General features: G+C 40.8%; 20 protein-coding genes, 1 pseudogene and 1 other annotated feature. Of the genes and pseudogenes, 19 read left to right on the plus strand and 2 right to left on the minus strand.

From position 1 onward, the window contains the following. The first annotated feature begins 57 nt into the window (after window positions 1-57). The 5 genes from UKS_RS04370 to UKS_RS04390 all read left to right on the plus strand — a co-directional run bounded on the left by UKS_RS04370 (window position 58) and on the right by UKS_RS04390 (window position 5119). The gene (locus tag UKS_RS04370) at window positions 58-708 is read left to right on the plus strand and encodes a helix-hairpin-helix domain-containing protein (protein ID WP_156011948.1); all 651 of its coding nucleotides are present in this window, start codon (window positions 58-60) and stop codon (window positions 706-708) included. Next, complete coding sequence (locus UKS_RS04375) at window positions 692-2932, plus strand: DNA internalization-related competence protein ComEC/Rec2 (RefSeq protein ID WP_156011949.1); 2241 nt, start codon at window positions 692-694, stop codon at window positions 2930-2932. The genes UKS_RS04370 and UKS_RS04375 overlap by 17 nt, the downstream gene beginning before the upstream one ends. A gap of 130 nt (window positions 2933-3062) precedes the next feature. After that, window positions 3063-3311 (plus strand): hypothetical protein, encoded by a 249-nt coding sequence (locus UKS_RS04380; protein ID WP_332066893.1) that lies wholly within the window; start codon window positions 3063-3065, stop codon window positions 3309-3311. Window positions 3312-3343: 32 nt separating this feature from the next. Next, complete coding sequence (locus UKS_RS04385; protein ID WP_156011951.1) at window positions 3344-3931, plus strand: ATP-binding cassette domain-containing protein; 588 nt, start codon at window positions 3344-3346, stop codon at window positions 3929-3931. A gap of 3 nt (window positions 3932-3934) precedes the next feature. Next, window positions 3935-5119: a hypothetical protein gene (locus tag UKS_RS04390; RefSeq protein WP_156011952.1), complete on the plus strand. Its 1185-nt coding sequence runs from the start codon at window positions 3935-3937 to the stop codon at window positions 5117-5119. A gap of 99 nt (window positions 5120-5218) precedes the next feature. Here the strand turns inward: UKS_RS04390 and UKS_RS04395 are convergent, their stop codons facing one another. Next, on the minus strand, window positions 5219-6475 hold the full coding sequence (locus tag UKS_RS04395; RefSeq protein ID WP_173020495.1) for an ISL3 family transposase: 1257 nt from the start codon (window positions 6473-6475) through the stop codon (window positions 5219-5221). 225 nt (window positions 6476-6700) lie between these two features. Beyond that, window positions 6701-6832 (plus strand) — a sequence feature (ribosomal protein L20 leader region). A gap of 15 nt (window positions 6833-6847) precedes the next feature. Here UKS_RS04395 and infC point away from each other — a divergent pair. The 7 genes and pseudogenes from infC to lytB all read left to right on the plus strand — a co-directional run. Then, on the plus strand, window positions 6848-7378 hold the full coding sequence (gene infC, locus UKS_RS04400; RefSeq protein ID WP_000848184.1) for a translation initiation factor IF-3: 531 nt from the start codon (window positions 6848-6850) through the stop codon (window positions 7376-7378). A gap of 32 nt (window positions 7379-7410) precedes the next feature. After that, window positions 7411-7611: a 50S ribosomal protein L35 gene (rpmI, locus tag UKS_RS04405; RefSeq protein ID WP_049496086.1), complete on the plus strand. Its 201-nt coding sequence runs from the start codon at window positions 7411-7413 to the stop codon at window positions 7609-7611. Window positions 7612-7662: 51 nt separating this feature from the next. After that, window positions 7663-8022: a 50S ribosomal protein L20 gene (gene rplT, locus UKS_RS04410; RefSeq protein WP_000124834.1), complete on the plus strand. Its 360-nt coding sequence runs from the start codon at window positions 7663-7665 to the stop codon at window positions 8020-8022. A gap of 58 nt (window positions 8023-8080) precedes the next feature. Then, window positions 8081-8461, plus strand: a complete 381-nt coding sequence (gloA, locus tag UKS_RS04415) for a lactoylglutathione lyase (protein ID WP_000157153.1) — start codon at window positions 8081-8083, stop codon at window positions 8459-8461. Window positions 8462-8709: 248 nt separating this feature from the next. After that, entirely contained in the window at window positions 8710-9510 is an 801-nt protein-coding gene (locus tag UKS_RS04420) for a dihydroorotate dehydrogenase electron transfer subunit (RefSeq protein WP_156011954.1), read from the plus strand. Continuing rightward, window positions 9473-10459 (plus strand): dihydroorotate dehydrogenase, encoded by a 987-nt coding sequence (locus UKS_RS04425; protein ID WP_173020460.1) that lies wholly within the window; start codon window positions 9473-9475, stop codon window positions 10457-10459. Before UKS_RS04420 ends, UKS_RS04425 begins: the two co-directional genes overlap by 38 nt. Window positions 10460-10483: 24 nt before the next feature. After that, window positions 10484-11071 (plus strand): annotated as a pseudogene (gene lytB / locus UKS_RS04430) (endo-beta-N-acetylglucosaminidase); the annotation flags it as partial. Window positions 11072-11126: 55 nt separating this feature from the next. Here the strand turns inward: lytB and pavA are convergent. After that, on the minus strand, window positions 11127-12782 hold the full coding sequence (pavA, locus tag UKS_RS04435; protein WP_156011956.1) for an Rqc2 family fibronectin-binding protein PavA: 1656 nt from the start codon (window positions 12780-12782) through the stop codon (window positions 11127-11129). Between the two features lie 104 nt (window positions 12783-12886). On the opposite strand from pavA, the gene ybeY reads away from it, so the two are divergent. The 7 genes from ybeY to rpmG are packed head-to-tail and all read left to right on the plus strand — an operon-like array spanning window position 12887 to window position 17489. Further along, window positions 12887-13384, plus strand: a complete 498-nt coding sequence (ybeY, locus tag UKS_RS04440; RefSeq protein ID WP_156011957.1) for an rRNA maturation RNase YbeY — start codon at window positions 12887-12889, stop codon at window positions 13382-13384. After that, window positions 13365-13760: a diacylglycerol kinase family protein gene (locus tag UKS_RS04445; RefSeq protein ID WP_000378166.1), complete on the plus strand. Its 396-nt coding sequence runs from the start codon at window positions 13365-13367 to the stop codon at window positions 13758-13760. Before ybeY ends, UKS_RS04445 begins: the two co-directional genes overlap by 20 nt. Before the next feature lie 16 nt (window positions 13761-13776). Beyond that, window positions 13777-14676, plus strand: a complete 900-nt coding sequence (era, locus tag UKS_RS04450) for a GTPase Era (protein ID WP_156011958.1) — start codon at window positions 13777-13779, stop codon at window positions 14674-14676. A gap of 48 nt (window positions 14677-14724) precedes the next feature. Further along, window positions 14725-15549: a DNA-formamidopyrimidine glycosylase gene (gene mutM / locus UKS_RS04455; RefSeq protein ID WP_156011959.1), complete on the plus strand. Its 825-nt coding sequence runs from the start codon at window positions 14725-14727 to the stop codon at window positions 15547-15549. Continuing rightward, window positions 15549-16154 (plus strand): dephospho-CoA kinase, encoded by a 606-nt coding sequence (gene coaE / locus UKS_RS04460; RefSeq protein WP_156011960.1) that lies wholly within the window; start codon window positions 15549-15551, stop codon window positions 16152-16154. The genes mutM and coaE overlap by 1 nt, the downstream gene beginning before the upstream one ends. Then, window positions 16141-17340 (plus strand): multidrug efflux MFS transporter, encoded by a 1200-nt coding sequence (locus UKS_RS04465; protein WP_156011961.1) that lies wholly within the window; start codon window positions 16141-16143, stop codon window positions 17338-17340. The genes coaE and UKS_RS04465 overlap by 14 nt, the downstream gene beginning before the upstream one ends. Next, a complete protein-coding gene (gene rpmG / locus UKS_RS04470; protein ID WP_001809104.1) occupies window positions 17340-17489 on the plus strand; it encodes a 50S ribosomal protein L33 in 150 nt (49 codons plus the stop codon). The genes UKS_RS04465 and rpmG overlap by 1 nt, the downstream gene beginning before the upstream one ends. Window positions 17490-17522: the final 33 nt, after the last annotated feature.

Consider the following 17522-nt stretch of genomic DNA (forward strand, 5'->3'; position numbering starts at 1 on the left):
AAGAATTTTTCAACTGTTTTTTCTTCCTCTTACGAATAATCTAAGAGAGGAGAAAATATGGAAGCAATTATCGAGAAAATCAAAGAGTATAAAATCATCGTCATTTGTACTAGTCTGGGCTTGCTTGTAAGCGGATTTTTCCTGCTAAAGCCAGCTCCACCAACACCTGTTAAGGAAAGGAATCTACAAGCAGAAGTCGCAGCTGTTTCCAAGGATTCAGTGTCCGAAAAGGAAATGAAGAAGGAAGAAAAGGAAGAACCTATTGAACAAGATCTAATCACAGTAGATGTGAAAGGTGCTGTCAAATCACCAGGAATTTATGATTTGCCAGTCGGTAGTCGGGTCAATGACGCTGTTCAGAAGGCTGGTGGCTTGACAGAGCAAGCAGACAGCAAGGGGCTCAATCTAGCTCAGAAAGTTAGTGACGAGGCTCTGGTTTACGTTCCATCTAAGGGAGAAGCAGCAGCTAGTCAACAGGCAGGTTCTGGAGCGCCTTCTTCAACAAGCAAGGACAAGAAGGTCAATCTCAACAAGGCCAATCTGGAAGAACTCAAGCAGGTCAAGGGGCTGGGAGGAAAACGAGCCCAGGATATTATCGACCATCGTGAAACAAATGGGCAATTCAAGTCGGTTGATGAACTCAAGAAGGTATCCGGCATTGGAGCCAAGACCATAGAAAAGTTAAAAGATTATGTTGCAGTGGATTAAGAATTTCTCTATTCCCCTAATTTACCTGAGTTTTCTGTTACTTTGGCTTTACTACGCCATTTTTTCAGCATCCTATCTTGCTTTATTGGGCTTTGTTTTTCTGCTAGTTTGTCTCTTTATTCAATTTCCTTGGAAATCTACTAGCAAAGTTCTAGCAATTTGTGGAATCTTTGGATTTTGGTTTCTATTTCAAACTTGGCAGCAGACACAAGCTAGTCAGAACCTAGCGGATTCTGTTGAAAGGGTACGGATTTTGCCTGACACTATTAAGGTCAATGGTGATAGTCTATCCTTTCGTGGCAAGTCTGATGGACGCATTTTTCAAGTCTATTATAAACTCCAGTCCGAGGAGGAGAAAGAAACCTTTCAAGCCTTAACAGCTCTTCATGATTTGGAACTAGAAGGGAAGCTTTCGGAGCCAGAAGGGAGGAGAAATTTTGGTGGCTTTGACTACCAATCCTATCTGAAAACTCAGGGAATTTACCAGACTCTCAATATCAAAAGAATCCAGTCGCTTCAAAAGGCTGGCAGTTGGGATATAGGTGAAAACCTATCCAGTTTACGTCGAAAGGCTGTAGTTTGGATTAAGACAAAGTTTCCAGATCCTATGCGCAATTACATGACGGGGCTTCTATTAGGACATCTCGACACCGACTTCGAGGAAATGAATGAACTTTATTCCAGTCTAGGAATTATCCACCTCTTTGCCTTGTCGGGTATGCAGGTAGGCTTTTTCATGGATGGCTTTAAGAAACTTCTTTTGCGACTGGGGTTGACTCAAGAAAAGTTGAAATGGATGACTTATCCCTTTTCTCTTATTTATGCAGGTCTGACAGGATTTTCAGCTTCGGTCATTCGCAGTCTCTTGCAAAAGTTACTGGCTCAACATGGTTTTAAGGGCTTGGATAATTTTGCCTTGACAGTCCTTGTCCTCTTTATCGCCATGCCCAACTTTTTCCTGACGGCGGGAGGTATTTTGTCTTGTGCCTACGCTTTTATCTTGACCATGACCAGCAAAGAAGGAGAGGGGCTTAAGGCTGTGACCAGAGAAAGTCTGGTTATTTCTTTGGGCATATTACCCATCCTATCCTTCTATTTTGCAGAATTTCAACCTTGGTCCATCCTCTTGACCTTTGTCTTTTCCTTTCTATTTGACTTAGTCTTCTTACCGCTCTTGTCCATCTTATTTGTCCTTTCCTTTCTCTATCCAGTCATTCAACTGAATGTTATCTTTGAATGGTTGGAAGGCATTATTCGCTTGGTATCACAGGTGGCAAGTAGACCCCTGGTCTTTGGTCAACCCACCACATGGCTTTTGATTCTTCTCTTAGTTTCATTAGCCTTGCTCTATGATATGAGAAAAAATATCAAAAGACTAGCAGGATTTAGTCTCTTTATCGTGGGGCTCTTTTTCTTGACCAAGCATCCACTGGAAAATGAAATTACCATGCTGGATGTGGGGCAAGGCGAAAGTATTTTCCTAAGGGATGTAACTGGTAAGACCATTCTCATAGATGTCGGTGGCAAGGTAGAATCTGATAAGAAAATCGAAAAATGGCAAGAAAAAGCGACAACCAGTAATGCGCAGAGAACCTTGATTCCCTATCTTAAAAGTCGCGGAGTAGCCAAGATTGACCAGCTAATTTTGACCAACACAGACAAGGAACATGTTGGAGATTTGTTAGAGGTGACCAAGGCTTTCCATGTAGGGGAGATTTTGGTATCAAAAGGAAGTTTGAAACAGAAGGAATTTGTGGCGGAACTAGAAGCAAGCCAAACCAAGGTACGCAGTGTGACAGCAGGGGAGAATTTACCGATTTTTGGCAGTCAGTTAGAAGTCCTATCTCCAGGGAAGATTGGAGAAGTTGGTTCCAATGATTCCTTGGTTCTTTATGGGAAACTCTTGGATAAGCACTTTCTCTTCACGGAAAATTTGGAGGAGAAAGGAGAGAAGGATCTTCTAAAGCAATATCCTGACCTAGAGGTGGATGTTTTGAAAGCTGGCCAACATGGCTCTAAAAAATCATCAAGTTCGGCCTTTTTAGAACAGCTTAAACCGGAGATCACTCTCATCTCAGTTGGAAAGAGCAATCGAACGAAACTCCCCCATCAGGAAACCCTGACCCGACTGGAAGGTATCAATAGCAAAGTTTACCGAACTGACCAGCAAGGAGCTATACGATTTAAAGGTTGGAAGAGTTGGAAGATCGAAAGTATTCGATAGGAAGGAAAAATAGTATATATTAGTAAAATAAATCAAAAAAACTATTGCATAACAGATAAAAAAATGATATAATTAAAGCGCTTTCGAAAGTAAATATATTAGTGAGGTGAAAACCATGAAAAAATCAGCAATGGTCGTTTTATTAGCTAGTTTGTTATCTATTGGTCTTTTTCAGTCTAGTGTATCTGCTAAAAGCGTTCTTAAAAGTTATCGGTATGATTATAATCCCTACTATGACTCTAGTATGAATTTCCATGGATATAGATATAAGGACATTCCGGAATGGTCTCATTATTACAGCTATTCTGAGTATAAAGTTGGCGGAGGCTGGAACTACGGTCGTTATGAGGTCATAAACTACTACAGCGGAGGCTATTAATTCTTAAAGAGTGAGAAAAAGGAGGACTCGATATGTTGCAGCTTACTCATGTGACCTTAAAAACGCGACAAGTCATCTTGCAAGATGCGGATTTCACCTTTAAAAAGGGTAGGATTTATGGAGTTCTTGCTATCAATGGATCGGGAAAGACGACACTGTTCCGAGCTATGAGCAAGTTGCTTCTCCTTAGTAGTGGACATATCGCAGTTCCTCCTTCTTTATTTTATTATGAGAGCGTTGAATGGCTGGATGGAAACTTAAGTGGGATGGACTACCTTCGTCTTATCAAAAACATCTGGAAGTCAGACCTGAACTTGAGGGATGAAATCGCCTACTGGGAAATGTCTGACTATATCAACCTTCCCATTCGCAAGTATTCCTTAGGTATGAAGCAACGCTTGGTGATTGCCATGTACTTCCTCAGTCAAGCGAAATGCTGGCTCATGGATGAGATTACAAATGGCTTAGACGAGTATTATCGACAGAAATTTTTTGATAGGCTGACACAAATCGATAGACAAGAGCAACTGATTCTTTTGAGTTCCCACTATAAGGAAGAGTTGGTGGATGTCTGCGATAGGATAGTAACCATTCATCAGGGACAGATAGAAGAGGTTTAGTTTATGAAAGATGTTAGTCTATTTTTATTGAAAAAAGTTTTCAAAAGTCGCTTAAACTGGATTATCTTAGCTTTATTTGTATCTGTACTCGGTGTCACCTTTTATTTAAATAGTCAGACTGCAAACTCACACAGCTTGGAGAGCAGGTTGGAAAGTCCTATTACAGCCAACGAGAGAGCTATCAATGAAAATGAAGAGAAGCTCTCCCAAATCTCTGACACCAGCTCGGAGGAATACCAGATTGCTAAAAATGATTTAGAATTGCAAAAAAATCTTTTGACGCAAAAGAAAGAAATTCTGGCTTTGTTAAAAGAAGGGCGCTGGAAAGAAGCCTACTATTTGCAGTGGCAAGATGAAGAGAAGAATTATGAATTTGTATCAAATGACCCGAACTCTAACTCTGAATTAAAAATGGGGGTTGACCGCGAACGAAAGATTTACCAAGCCCTGTATCCCTTGAACATAAGAGCCCACAATTTAGATTATCCGACTCACGGGATTGATCAGATTGTCTGGATTTTAGAGGCTATCATCCCAACCTTATTTGTGATTGCTATTATTTTTATGCTAACACAACTGTTCTCAGAAAGATATCAAAATCATCTCGATACAGCTCAGTTATATCCTTTTTCAAAAGTGACATTTGCCATGTCCTCTCTTGGAGTTGGAGTGGGTTATGTAAGTGTGCTGTTTATCGGAATTAGCGGATTTTCTTTTCTAGTGGGAAGTCTGATAAGTGGTTTTGGACAGTTAGATTATCCCTACCCGTTCTATAGCTTAACGAATCAAGAGGTAACTATTGGAAAGATACAGGATGTGTTATTTCCTAGCTTGTTACTAGCTTTCTTAGCTTTTATCGTCATTGTGGAAGTTGTTTATTTGATTGCTTACTTTTTCAAGCAAAAAATGCCTGTTCTCTTTATTTCCTTAATTGGGATTGTTGGCTTATTGTTTGGTATCCAAACCATTCAGCCTCTTCAAAAGATTGCACATCTGATTCCCTTTACTTACTTGCGTTCAGTGGAGATTTTATCTGGAAGATTACCTAAGCAGATTGATAATGTCAATCTGAATTGGGGTATGGGGCTAGTCTTACTTCCTTGCCTGATTATCCTTTTGTTAGTGGGGATTCTATTTATCGAAAGATGGGGAAGTTCACAGAAAAAAGAATTTTTTAATAGATCCTAGCTTTCCTGTACAGAAAATAAGTAAAAACTAACATAGAGAGAGAATCAACTTGATTCTCTCTTTTTGGGCTCTTTGTCAACTGTAGTGGGTTGAAGTTAGCTAAGATCGAGAAAGGACAAAATTCGTCCTTTCTTTTTTGATGTTCAGAGCGATAAAAATTCTTTTTTTGAAGTTTTCAAAGTTCCGAAATCCAAAGGCGTTACGTTTGATAAGTTTGATGAGATTATTGGTCGCTTCCAATTTTGCGTTGGAATAAGGTAATTGAAGAGCGTTGATAATTTTCTCTTTGTTCTTTAGAAAGGTTTTAAAGACAGTCTGAAAGAGAGGATGAACCTGCTTCAGATTGTCCTCAATGAGTCCAAAGAATTTCTCAGACTCCTTATTCTGAAAGTGAAAAAGCAAGAGCTGATAGAGCTGATAGTGGTGTTTCAAGTCTTCTGAATAGCTCAAAAGCTTGTCTAGAATCTCTTTATTGGTCAAGTGCATACGAAAAGTAGGGCGATAAAAACGTTTATCGCTCAATTTACGACTATCCTGTTGGATGAGTTTCCAGTAGCGCTTGATAGTCTTGTATTCATGAGATTTTCGTTCAAACTGATTCATGATTTGAACACGCACACGACTCATAGCACGGCTGAGATGTTGGATAATATGGAAACGATCCAACACGATTTTAGCGTTTGGAAAAAGCTGTTTAGCCAAGTCATAGTAAGGACTAAACATATCCATCGTAATGATTTTCACTCGACATCGAACGACTCTATCATATTTAAGAAAGTGATTTCGAATGATAGCTTGTGTTCTGCCTTCAAGAACAGTGATGATAGTGAGATTATCAAAATCTTGAGCAATGAAACTCATCTTTCCCTTTGTAAAGGAGTACTCGTCCCATGACATAATTTCAGGAAGACGAGAAAAATCATGCTTAAAACGGAAGTCATTGAGCTTGCGAATGACAGTTGAAGTTGAAATGGACAGCTGATGAGCAATATCGGTCATAGAAGTTTTTTCAATCAGCTTCTGAGCAATTTTTTGGTTGATGATACGAGGGATTTGATGATTCTTCTTTACTAGAGAAGTCTCAGCAACCATCATTTTTGAACAATGATAGCACTTGAATCGACGCTTTCTAAGGAGAATTCTAGTAGGCATACCAGTTGTTTCAAGGTAAGGAATTTTCGAAGGTTTTTGGAAGTCATATTTCTTCATTTGACTTCCGCAATTAGGGCAAGGTGGGTTCTCATAATCCAATTTAGCGATGATTTCCTTGTGACTATCTCTATTGATGATATCTAGAATCTTGATGTTTGGGTCTTTAATATCGAGAAGTTTTGTGATAAAATGTAATTGTTCCATATGATTCTTTCTAATGATGGTTTGATCGCTTTTCATTATAGATGATATGGAACTTTTTTTCTACAACAAAATAGGCTCCATAATATCTATAGGGGATTTACCCACTACAAATATTATAGAGCCTCTTTTTGATGCGGAAACTAAGCCAAAATACAAACAGAAACTTTTCAAAAAAATAACTTTTTATCTTGACAAGAACTAGAAAACTTGGTATCATATAAAAGTTGAGAAAAGCAGAAGTGAGAGCTTCTCGCCTTGTGACATTAAGTTGCCTGGCCCTACGGATGAAAAGTTTCTAAGAAACGCTATCATAACGTGCGGGCTTGTATATTTACGAGTCCGCTATTGTTTTTCTCTAATAAAACAAAAGAGGTGAAAACCATAGCAAAGCAAGACTTATTCATCAATGATGAAATTCGTGTACGTGAAGTTCGCTTGATCGGTCTTGAGGGAGAACAGCTAGGCATCAAGCCACTCAGTGAAGCGCAAGCATTGGCTGATAGTGCAAATGTTGACTTAGTATTGATTCAACCCCAAGCCAAACCGCCTGTTGCAAAAATTATGGACTACGGTAAGTTCAAATTTGAGTACCAGAAGAAGCAAAAAGAACAACGTAAAAAACAAAGTGTTGTTACTGTGAAAGAAGTTCGTCTAAGTCCAACTATTGACAAGGGTGACTTTGATACAAAACTTCGCAATGCACGCAAATTCCTTGAAAAAGGAAATAAAGTTAAGGTATCTATTCGCTTTAAGGGTCGTATGATTACCCATAAAGAGATTGGTGCAAAAGTTTTAGCCGAGTTTGCTGAAGCAACTCAAGATATTGCCATCATCGAACAACGTGCTAAAATGGATGGACGTCAAATGTTCATGCAATTGGCGCCAGCGACTGACAAAAAATAATTGTCAGAAAGTGAAATAAAGGAGAAAAAATCATGCCAAAACAAAAAACACACCGCGCATCAGCTAAACGTCTCAAACGTACAGGTTCTGGTGGACTTAAACGTTTCCGTGCTTACACTTCTCACCGTTTCCACGGAAAAACTAAGAAACAACGTCGTCATCTTCGTAAAGCATCTATGGTGCATTCAGGAGATTTCAAACGTATCAAAGCAATGCTTACTCGCTTGAAATAATAGCTTGACTGTAAGTAAAGAATTCTAGGAAATATTTGGAGGAAATAAAACATGGCACGTGTTAAAGGTGGCGTTGTATCACGCAAACGCCGTAAACGTATTCTTAAATTAGCAAAAGGTTACTATGGAGCTAAACACATCTTGTTCCGTACTGCAAAAGAACAAGTAATGAACTCTTACTACTATGCATACCGTGACCGTCGTCAGAAAAAACGTGACTTCCGTAAATTGTGGATCACTCGTATCAACGCGGCAGCTCGTATGAACGGACTTTCATACTCACAATTGATGCATGGTTTGAAATTGGCTGAGATCGAAGTTAACCGTAAAATGCTTGCTGACTTGGCTGTTAACGATGCAGCAGCTTTCACAGCTCTTGCAGATGCAGCTAAAGCAAAACTTGGTAAATAATAACTGATGAGACTGGAGTAGAAATTTCCCAGTCTTTTTAAAAATAAAGGAGAAAAATATGGCTTCAAAAATGCTACATACTTGCTTGCGAGTAGAAAATCTTGAAAAATCAATCGCATTCTATCAAGATGCTTTTGGTTTTAAAGAATTGCGTCGCAGAGATTTTCCAGACCATGCCTTCACGATTGTCTATCTAGGTCTTGAGGGCGACGACTATGAGTTGGAGTTGACTTATAACTATGATCACGGGCCTTATGTGGTTGGAGATGGGTTTGCCCATATTGCCCTAAGTACACCTGATCTTGAAGCTCTTCATCAAGAGCATAGTGCAAAAGGATATGAAGTGACTGAGCCAAATGGCCTACCAGGAACTGCACCTAACTATTACTTTGTCAAAGACCCTGATGGCTACAAGGTCGAAGTCATTCGTGAAAAATAATCTCGTGAGGTCAAGTAGAATGTTCGTTTTCTACTTGACTTTTTTTAGCTGAAAGAGTATACTAGTAAAAATTTAACCTTTAAGGGGAGTCCAGAGAGACTCACAAGGTGTCAGATAAAAGAATAGTACAATTTTCTAGAGTAGACTTTTTGAGTGTGCTCTCTTGTGTTGTACGATTTTAACTGAGGCCTTGCATTAGCAAGGCTTTTTCTTTATCTGCTCCCCTTAAAATTTAAGGAGGAAAAGTCATGAATCCCACATGTAAGAAACGTTTGGGTGCTATTCGCCTGGAAACCATGAAAGTGGTTGCACAGGAGGAAATCGCGCCAGCAATCTTTGAATTAGTCCTAGAAGGGGAAATGGTTGAAGCTATGCGAGCAGGCCAATTTCTTCATCTGCGTGTGCCTGATGATGCCCATCTTTTGCGTCGCCCTATTTCGATTTCGTCTATTGACAAGGTTAACAAGCAGTGTCATCTCATTTATCGGATTGAAGGAGCTGGAACAGCTATTTTCTCAACCTTAAGTCAGGGAGATACTCTTGATGTGATGGGACCTCAGGGAAATGGTTTTGACTTGTCTGATTTGGACAATCAGAGTCAAGTTCTTCTCGTTGGTGGAGGGATTGGTGTACCTCCCTTGCTTGAAGTAGCCAAGGAATTGCATGCGCGTGGTGTGAAAGTAGTAACAGTCCTTGGTTTTGCTAATAAGGATGCTGTCATTTTGGAAAAAGAATTGTCTCAATATGGTCAAGTTTTTGTAACGACAGATGATGGTTCATATGGCATCAAGGGAAATGTTTCTGTTGTCATCAATGATTTAGACAGTCAGTTTGATGCTGTTTACTCATGTGGAGCTCCTGGAATGATGAAGTATATCAATCAAACCTTTTATGACCACCCAAGAGCCTATCTATCTCTGGAATCTCGTATGGCTTGTGGGATGGGTGCTTGCTATGCCTGTGTCCTAAAAGTTCCAGAAAGCGAGACGGTTAGTCAACGAGTCTGTGAAGATGGTCCTGTTTTCCGAACAGGAACAGTTGTATTATAAGGAGAAAATGATGACTACAAATCGTTTACAAGTTTCTCTACCTGGTTTGGATTTGAAAAATCCAATTATTCCTGCATCGGGCTGTTTTGGTTTTGGTCAAGAGTATGCCAAGTACTATGATTTAGACCTTTTAGGTTCTATTATGATTAAGGCGACAACACTTGAAGCCCGTTTTGGCAATCCAACTCCCAGGGTGGCAGAGACACCCGCTGGTATGCTCAATGCAATCGGCTTGCAAAATCCTGGTTTAGAAGCTGTTTTAACTGAAAAGCTACCGTGGTTGGAAAGAGAATATCCAAATCTTCCCATCATTGCCAATGTAGCTGGTTTTTCAAAACAAGAATATGCGGCTGTTTCTCATGGGATTTCCAAGGCAGCTAATGTAAAGGCTATTGAGCTCAATATTTCTTGTCCCAATGTAGATCACTGTAATCACGGACTTTTGATTGGTCAAGATCCTGATCTGGCTTATGATGTGGTGAAAGCAGCTGTGGAAGCCTCTGATGTACCAGTTTATGTCAAACTAACCCCTAGTGTGACCGATATCGTTACTGTCGCAAAAGCTGCAGAAGATGCGGGGGCAAGTGGCTTGACCATGATCAATACTTTGGTCGGTATGCGCTTTGACCTCAAAACCAGAAAACCAATCTTGGCCAATGGCACAGGTGGCATGTCTGGTCCAGCAGTCTTTCCAGTAGCCCTTAAACTCATTCGCCAAGTAGCCCAAACAACAGACCTGCCCATCATTGGAATGGGAGGAGTGGATTCGGCAGAAGCTGCCCTAGAAATGTATATGGCTGGAGCATCTGCTATTGGAGTTGGAACAGCCAACTTTACCAATCCTTATGCCTGCCCTGATATCATTGAAAATCTGCCAAAGGTTATGGACAAATACGGCATTAGCAGTTTGGAAGATCTACGCAAGGAAGTAAAAGAGTCTCTGATGTAAACTGCAATCAATCTGTTCTTGATTTTTTATCACTATGTGGCTCAGAATGCTAGTATCCCAGTAGCCTCTCATCTTTCTGATATGGAAGTAGGCAAGAAATATTATTCGGCAGATGGCCTGCATTTTGATGGTTTTAACCTTGAAACTCCCTTCCTTTTCAAAGACTTGACAGAGGCTACAAACTATAGTGCTGAAGACTTGGATAAGGTATTTAGTTTGTTAAATATTAATAATAGCCTCTTAGAAAATAAGGGAGCTACCTTTAAGGAAGCCGAAGAACATTACCATATCAATGCCCTTTACCTCCTTGCCCATAGTGCCTTAGAAAGCGACTGGGGACGTAGTAAGATTGCCAAAGATAAGAATAATTTCTTTGGAATTACAGCCTATGATACGGCACCTTACCTTTCTGCCAAAACATTTGATGATGTGGATAAGGGAATTTTAGGTGCAAGCAAGTGGATTAAGGAAAATTATATCGATAGGGGCAGAACTTTCCTTGGAAACAAGGCGTCTGGTATGAATGTGGAATATGCCTCAGACCCTTATTGGGGAGAAAAAATTGCTAGTGTGATGATGAAAATCAATGAGAAACTAGGTGAGAAAGATTAGTCCTATAATTGGATATGATTTGAGTATAAGCTAAAAATCCTGATTTTAAGTGAAATCAGGATTTTTTCATGGATGCGATTTTTTCTGGGTCTGGTGTGACACGGAGGGTCTTTTGTCCTGTATAGGTTACAAAACCGGGTTTTCCACCAGTTGGTTTGTTGAGTTTCTTGACTTCAATCATATCTACTTGAACTAGATTTGATAAGCGACCTTGAGAGAAGAAGGCAGCTAGCTCGGCTGCGTCTGTCTTGACTTCATCAGATGGGTCAAGATTGCCTGAGATGACAACATGGCTTCCAGGGATGTCCTTGGCATGGAACCAAAGTTCCTCCTTGCGAGCCATTTTAAAGGTTAGTTCCTCGTTTTGCAGGTTATTGCGTCCGACATAGATGATGGTCTTGCCATCGCTCGCCAGATATTGTTCTGGTTTTTTGCGTTTTTGGATTTTCTCCCGTTGCCTTCTGCGGATAAAGCCAGTTTGAATCAATTCTTCACGGATTTCAGCGATTTCCTCTAGCCCAGCTTGGTTGAGCACAGTTTCCACGCTTTCCAGATAGAGAATGGTTGCCTTGGTTTCTTCAATTAGTTCAGTCAAGTATTTGACAGCTTCTTTGAGTTTCTGGTAACGTTTAAAATAGCGTTGGGCATTCTGGTTGGGAGTCAGGGCCTTATCAAGCGCAATCGTGATAGGTTGGTTGGTGTAGTAGTTGTCCAAGGTAACCTGTTCTTGGTCATTAGGTACTTGGTGGAGGAAGGTTGTTAGCAATTCTCCTTTTTGGCGAAATTCTTCAGCATTGTCTGTCGCTAGTAACTCTTTTTCTTGTTTTTTTAGCTTATGTCGATTTTTCTGAAGTCCATTTTCAACACGGCGAATGAGTTCACTGGCTTGCTGTTTGACGCGGTCGCGCTCAGCCTTGTCCTTATAGAAGGTATCCAACAAATCAGAAAGACTGGCAAAAGGCTCTCCCACCTGATTTGCAAAAGGAACTGGACTGAAGGAAGTCTCAGTCAAGCAGGGCTTGGTTTCTTGATTGAAAAAGTTACGGAAAGTAGACAGTTTATCATGAACCAAAAGACTTTCCAGTTCGTTTGCCGTATCACGACCCAGACCTTGAAAGAGATTTTGAAGGTTTTTAGCTGTCGTTTCCTGTGTTTGCAGGATTTCAAAGAGCTTCTCATCCTTGATCGTAAAAGGATTGAGTGATTCCGTACTTGGCGGAGCGATATAGGTTGATCCAGGAAGTAAGGTACGGTAGCTATTTTGTGAAAAGCCAATGTGTTTAATGACTTCGAGGATTTTATGGCTACTTTTATCAACCAGTAGAATATTACTGTGTTTCCCCATAATTTCGATAATCAAGGTGGCCTGAATATGGTCTCCAATCTCATTTTTATTGGAAACTGTCATTTCCACAATCCGGTCATTTTCCATCTGCTCAATTGATTCAATCAGGGCACCCTGCAAATATTTTCTTAAAACCATGATAAAGGTAGAAGGTTGGGCTGGATTTTCAAAAGTCGATTGGGTCAGCTGAATGCGTCCAAAAACTGGGTGAGCAGAAAGGAGCAGGCGCTGACTTTGGCGATTGCTGCGGATTTGCAAGACCAACTCTTGTTCAAAAGGTTGATTGATTTTCTGAATGCGACCATTCACTAACTCTCTTCGCAATTCTTTAACCATGTGGTGTAAAAAAAATCCGTCAAATGACATCGTTCTCTCCTTGTGATTGTATTCCATAGTATTATATCAAAAAGGTAGAATAAAATCATGGAAATGTGGTATAATAAAGCCAAGTAAAGAGAAACGAGAAGCACATGTATATTGAAATGGTAGATGAAACTGGTCAAGTTTCACAAGAAATCTTGCAACAAACCCAAGAAATTTTGGAATTTGCATCCCAAAAATTAGGAAAAGAAGACAAGGAGATGGCAGTCACTTTTGTGACTAATGAGCGTAGTCATGAACTCAATCTGGAGTACCGTGATACGGACCGTCCGACAGATGTTATCAGTCTTGAATATAAACCAGAGTTGGAAATTGCCTTTGACGAGGAAGATTTGCTTGAAAATCCGGAATTGGCAGAGATGATGTCTGAGTTTGATACCTATATTGGGGAACTATTCATCTCTATTGATAAGGCACATGAGCAGGCTGAGGAATATGGTCACAGCTTTGAGCGTGAGATGGGCTTCTTGGCAGTACACGGCTTTTTACATATCAACGGCTATGATCACTACACTCCGGAAGAAGAAGAGGAGATGTTCGGTTTACAAGAAGAAATTTTGACAGCCTATGGACTCACAAGACAATAAACGAAAATGGAAAAATCGTGACCTGATATCCAGTTTAGAATTTGCTCTCACAGGAATTTTTACTGCCATCAAGGAAGAACGCAATATGCGAAAACATGCAGTAACGGCTCTTGTAGTTATTCTTGCAGGTTTTGTTTTTCAGGTGTCACGAATCGAATGGCTCTTTCTCCTATTGAGCATTTTCTTGGTAGTAGCTTTTGAAATTATCAATTCTGCTATCGAAAATGTGGTGGATTTGGCCAGTCACTATCACTTTTCCATGCTGGCTAAAAATGCCAAGGATATGGCAGCTGGCGCGGTATTAGTAGTCTCTCTTTTCGCAGCCTTAACAGGCGCATTGATTTTTCTCCCACGAATCTGGGATTTATTATTTTAAACAGTAAGAGGAAATTATGACATTTAAATCAGGCTTTGTAGCCATTTTAGGACGTCCCAATGTTGGGAAGTCAACCTTTTTAAACCACGTCATGGGGCAAAAGATTGCCATCATGAGTGACAAGGCGCAGACAACGCGCAACAAAATCATGGGAATTTACACGACTGATAAGGAGCAAATTGTCTTTATCGATACCCCAGGGATTCACAAGCCTAAAACGGCCCTTGGAGATTTCATGGTGGAATCTGCCTATAGCACCCTTCGCGAAGTGGATACCGTTCTTTTTATGGTGCCTGCTGATGAAGCGCGTGGTAAGGGGGACGATATGATTATCGAGCGTCTCAGGGCAGCCAAGGTTCCTGTGATTTTAGTGGTAAATAAAATCGATAAGGTTCACCCAGACCAGCTTTTGTCTCAGATTGATGATTTCCGTAATCAAATGGACTTTAAGGAAATCGTTCCAATCTCAGCTCTTCAAGGGAATAACGTTTCTCATCTAGTGGATATTTTGAGTGAAAATCTGGATGAAGGATTCCAGTATTTCCCGTCTGATCAAATCACAGACCATCCAGAGCGTTTCTTGGTTTCAGAAATGGTACGCGAGAAAGTCTTGCACCTAACGCGTGAAGAGATTCCGCATTCTGTAGCAGTAGTTGTGGATTCTATGAAGCGAGATGAAGAGACAGACAAGGTTCACATCCGTGCAACGATTATGGTGGAGCGGGATAGTCAGAAAGGGATTATCATCGGTAAAGGTGGCGCCATGCTTAAGAAAATCGGTAGCATGGCCCGTCGTGATATCGAACTCATGCTAGGAGACAAGGTCTTCCTAGAAACATGGGTCAAGGTCAAGAAAAACTGGCGCGATAAAAAGCTAGATTTGGCTGACTTTGGCTATAATAAAAAAGAATACTAAGTAGAGGTGGGCTCATGCCTGCTTCTTGTTTTTACAGAAGGAGGACTTATGCCTGAATTACCTGAGGTTGAAACCGTTCGTCGTGGCTTAGAAAAATTGATTCTAGGAAAGAAGATTTCAAGTATAGAAATTCGCTATCCCAAAATGATTAAAACGGACTTGGACGAGTTTCAAAAGGAAGTGCCTGGTCAAGTTGTTGAGTCAATGGGACGTCGTGGCAAATATTTGCTTTTCTACTTGACAGACAAGGTTTTGATTTCCCATCTGCGGATGGAGGGCAAGTATTTTTACTATCCAGATCAGGTTCCTGAACGTAAACATGCCCATGTTTTCTTCCAGTTTGAGGATGGTGGGACTCTGGTTTACGAGGATGTCCGTAAGTTTGGAACTATGGAGTTACTTGCTCCGGAGCTTTTAGAAGCCTACTTTATTTCTAAAAAATTAGGGCCTGAACCTACAGAACAGGACTTTGATTTACAGGTCTTTCAAGCTGCTCTAACCAAGTCCAAAAAGCCTATCAAATCTCATCTCCTAGACCAGACCTTAGTAGCTGGACTTGGCAATATCTATGTGGATGAGGTTCTCTGGCGAGCTCAGGTTCATCCGGCTAGACCTTCCCAGACTTTGACAGCAGAAGAAGCGACTGCCATTCATGACCAAACCATTGCTGTTTTGAGCCAGGCTGTTGAAAAAGGTGGTTCCACCATTCGAACCTATACCAATGCCTTTGGGGAAGATGGAACCATGCAGGACTTTCATCAGGTCTATGACAAGGCTGGTCAAGAATGTTCACGTTGTGGAACTGTGATTGAGAAAATCCAGCTAGGCGGACGAGGCACCCATTTTTGTCCAAACTGTCAAAGGAGGGGCTAATGGGAAAAATCATCGGAATCACAGGAGGAATTGCCTCTGGTAAGTCAACCGTGACAAATTTTCTAAGAAAGCAAGGCTTTCAAGTAGTGGATGCTGACGCTCTTGTCCACCAACTACAGAAACCTGGTGGTCGTCTGTTTGAGGCTCTAGTCCAGCATTTTGGACAAGAAATTATCCTTGAAAATGGAGAACTCAATCGCCCTCTCCTAGCTAGTCTTATCTTTTCAAATCCTGAAGAGAGAGAATGGTCTAAGAGAATTCAAGGAGAGATTATTCGTGAGGAACTATCTACATTAAGAGACCAGTTGGCTCAGACAGAAGAGATTTTCTTCATGGATATTCCCCTACTTTTTGAGCAGGACTACAGTGCTTGGTTTGATAAGACTTGGTTGGTCTATGTGGATCGAGATGTCCAAGTAGAACGTCTAATGAAAAGAGACCACTTGTCCAAAGATGAAGCTGAGTCCCGTCTGGCGGCCCAGTGGTCTTTAGAAGAAAAGAAAAGTTTGGCCAGCCATATTCTTGATAATAATGGCAATCAGAACCAGCTTCTTAGTCAAGTGCATATCCTTCTCAAGGGAGGTAGGCAAGATGACAGAGGTTAACTGGAAGGATAATCTGCGCATTGCCTGGTTTGGTAATTTTCTGACAGGAGCTAGTATTTCTTTGGTTGTGCCATTTATGCCTATCTTTGTAGAAAATCTGGGTGTAAGGAGTGATCAAGCTGCTTTTTATGCAGGTTTAGCCATTTCTGTCTCTGCTATTTCTGCGGCAATTTTCTCTCCTATCTGGGGTATTCTTGCTGACAAATACGGTCGAAAGCCCATGATGATTCGAGCAGGCATGGCAATGACCATTACTATGGGAGGCTTGGCTTTTGTCCCAAATATTTATTGGTTAATCTTTCTTCGTTTATTAAACGGTGTATTTGCAGGATTTGTTCCTAATGCAACTGCCTTGATAGCCAGTCAGGTTCCCAAGGAGAAATCAGGCTCTGCTCTCGGGACTTTGTCTACTGGGGTAGTTGCAGGCACTCTAACTGGTCCCTTTATCGGTGGCTTTATTGCAGAATTATTTGGCATCCGTACTGTTTTCTTACTGGTTGGTAGTTTTCTGTTTTTAGCTGCTGTTTTGACTATTTGCTTTATCAAGGAAGATTTTCAACCAGTAGCCAAGGAAAAGGCCATCCCAACAAAGGAATTATTTACATCAGTTAACTATCCCTATCTTTTGGTCAACCTCTTTCTGACCAGTTTTGTCATCCAATTTTCAGCCCAATCAATCGGCCCTATCTTAGCTCTGTATGTGCGCGACTTAGGCCAGACAGAGAATCTTCTCTTTGTATCTGGTTTGATTGTGTCTAGTATGGGCTTTTCCAGCATGATGAGTGCAGGAGTCATGGGCAAGCTAGGTGACAAGGTGGGCAACCATCGTCTTTTAGTTGTAGCCCAATTTTATTCAGTCATCGTCTATCTCCTCTGTGCCAATGCCTCTAGCCCCCTTCAACTAGGGCTCTATCGATTTCTCTTTGGCTTGGGAACCGGTGCCTTGATTCCCGGAGTTAATGCCCTACTCAGCAAAATGACTCCAAAAGCCGGCATTTCGAGGATCTTTGCCTTTAATCAGGTATTCTTTTATCTGGGAGGTGTCGTTGGGCCTATGGCAGGTTCTGCAGTAGCAGGTCAATTTGGCTACCATGCAGTCTTTTATGCGACAAGCCTTTGTGTTGCCTTTAGTTGTCTCTTTAACCTGCTTCAATTTCGAACATTATTAAAAGTAAAGGAAATCTAGTGCGAGTAAAAATTAATCTCAAATGCTCCTCTTGTGGCAGTATCAATTACCTAACCAGTAAAAACTCAAAAACCCATCCAGATAAGATTGAGGTTTTAAAGTATTGTCCCAAGGAAAGAAAAGTAACCCTACATCTTGAATCTAAGTAGATTTTATGGTAAAATAATAAGGATTTTAAGGAG

It is taken from the genome of Streptococcus sp. 116-D4 (assembly GCF_009731465.1).
GTDB classification, from domain to species: Bacteria; Bacillota; Bacilli; order Lactobacillales; family Streptococcaceae; genus Streptococcus; species Streptococcus pseudopneumoniae_E.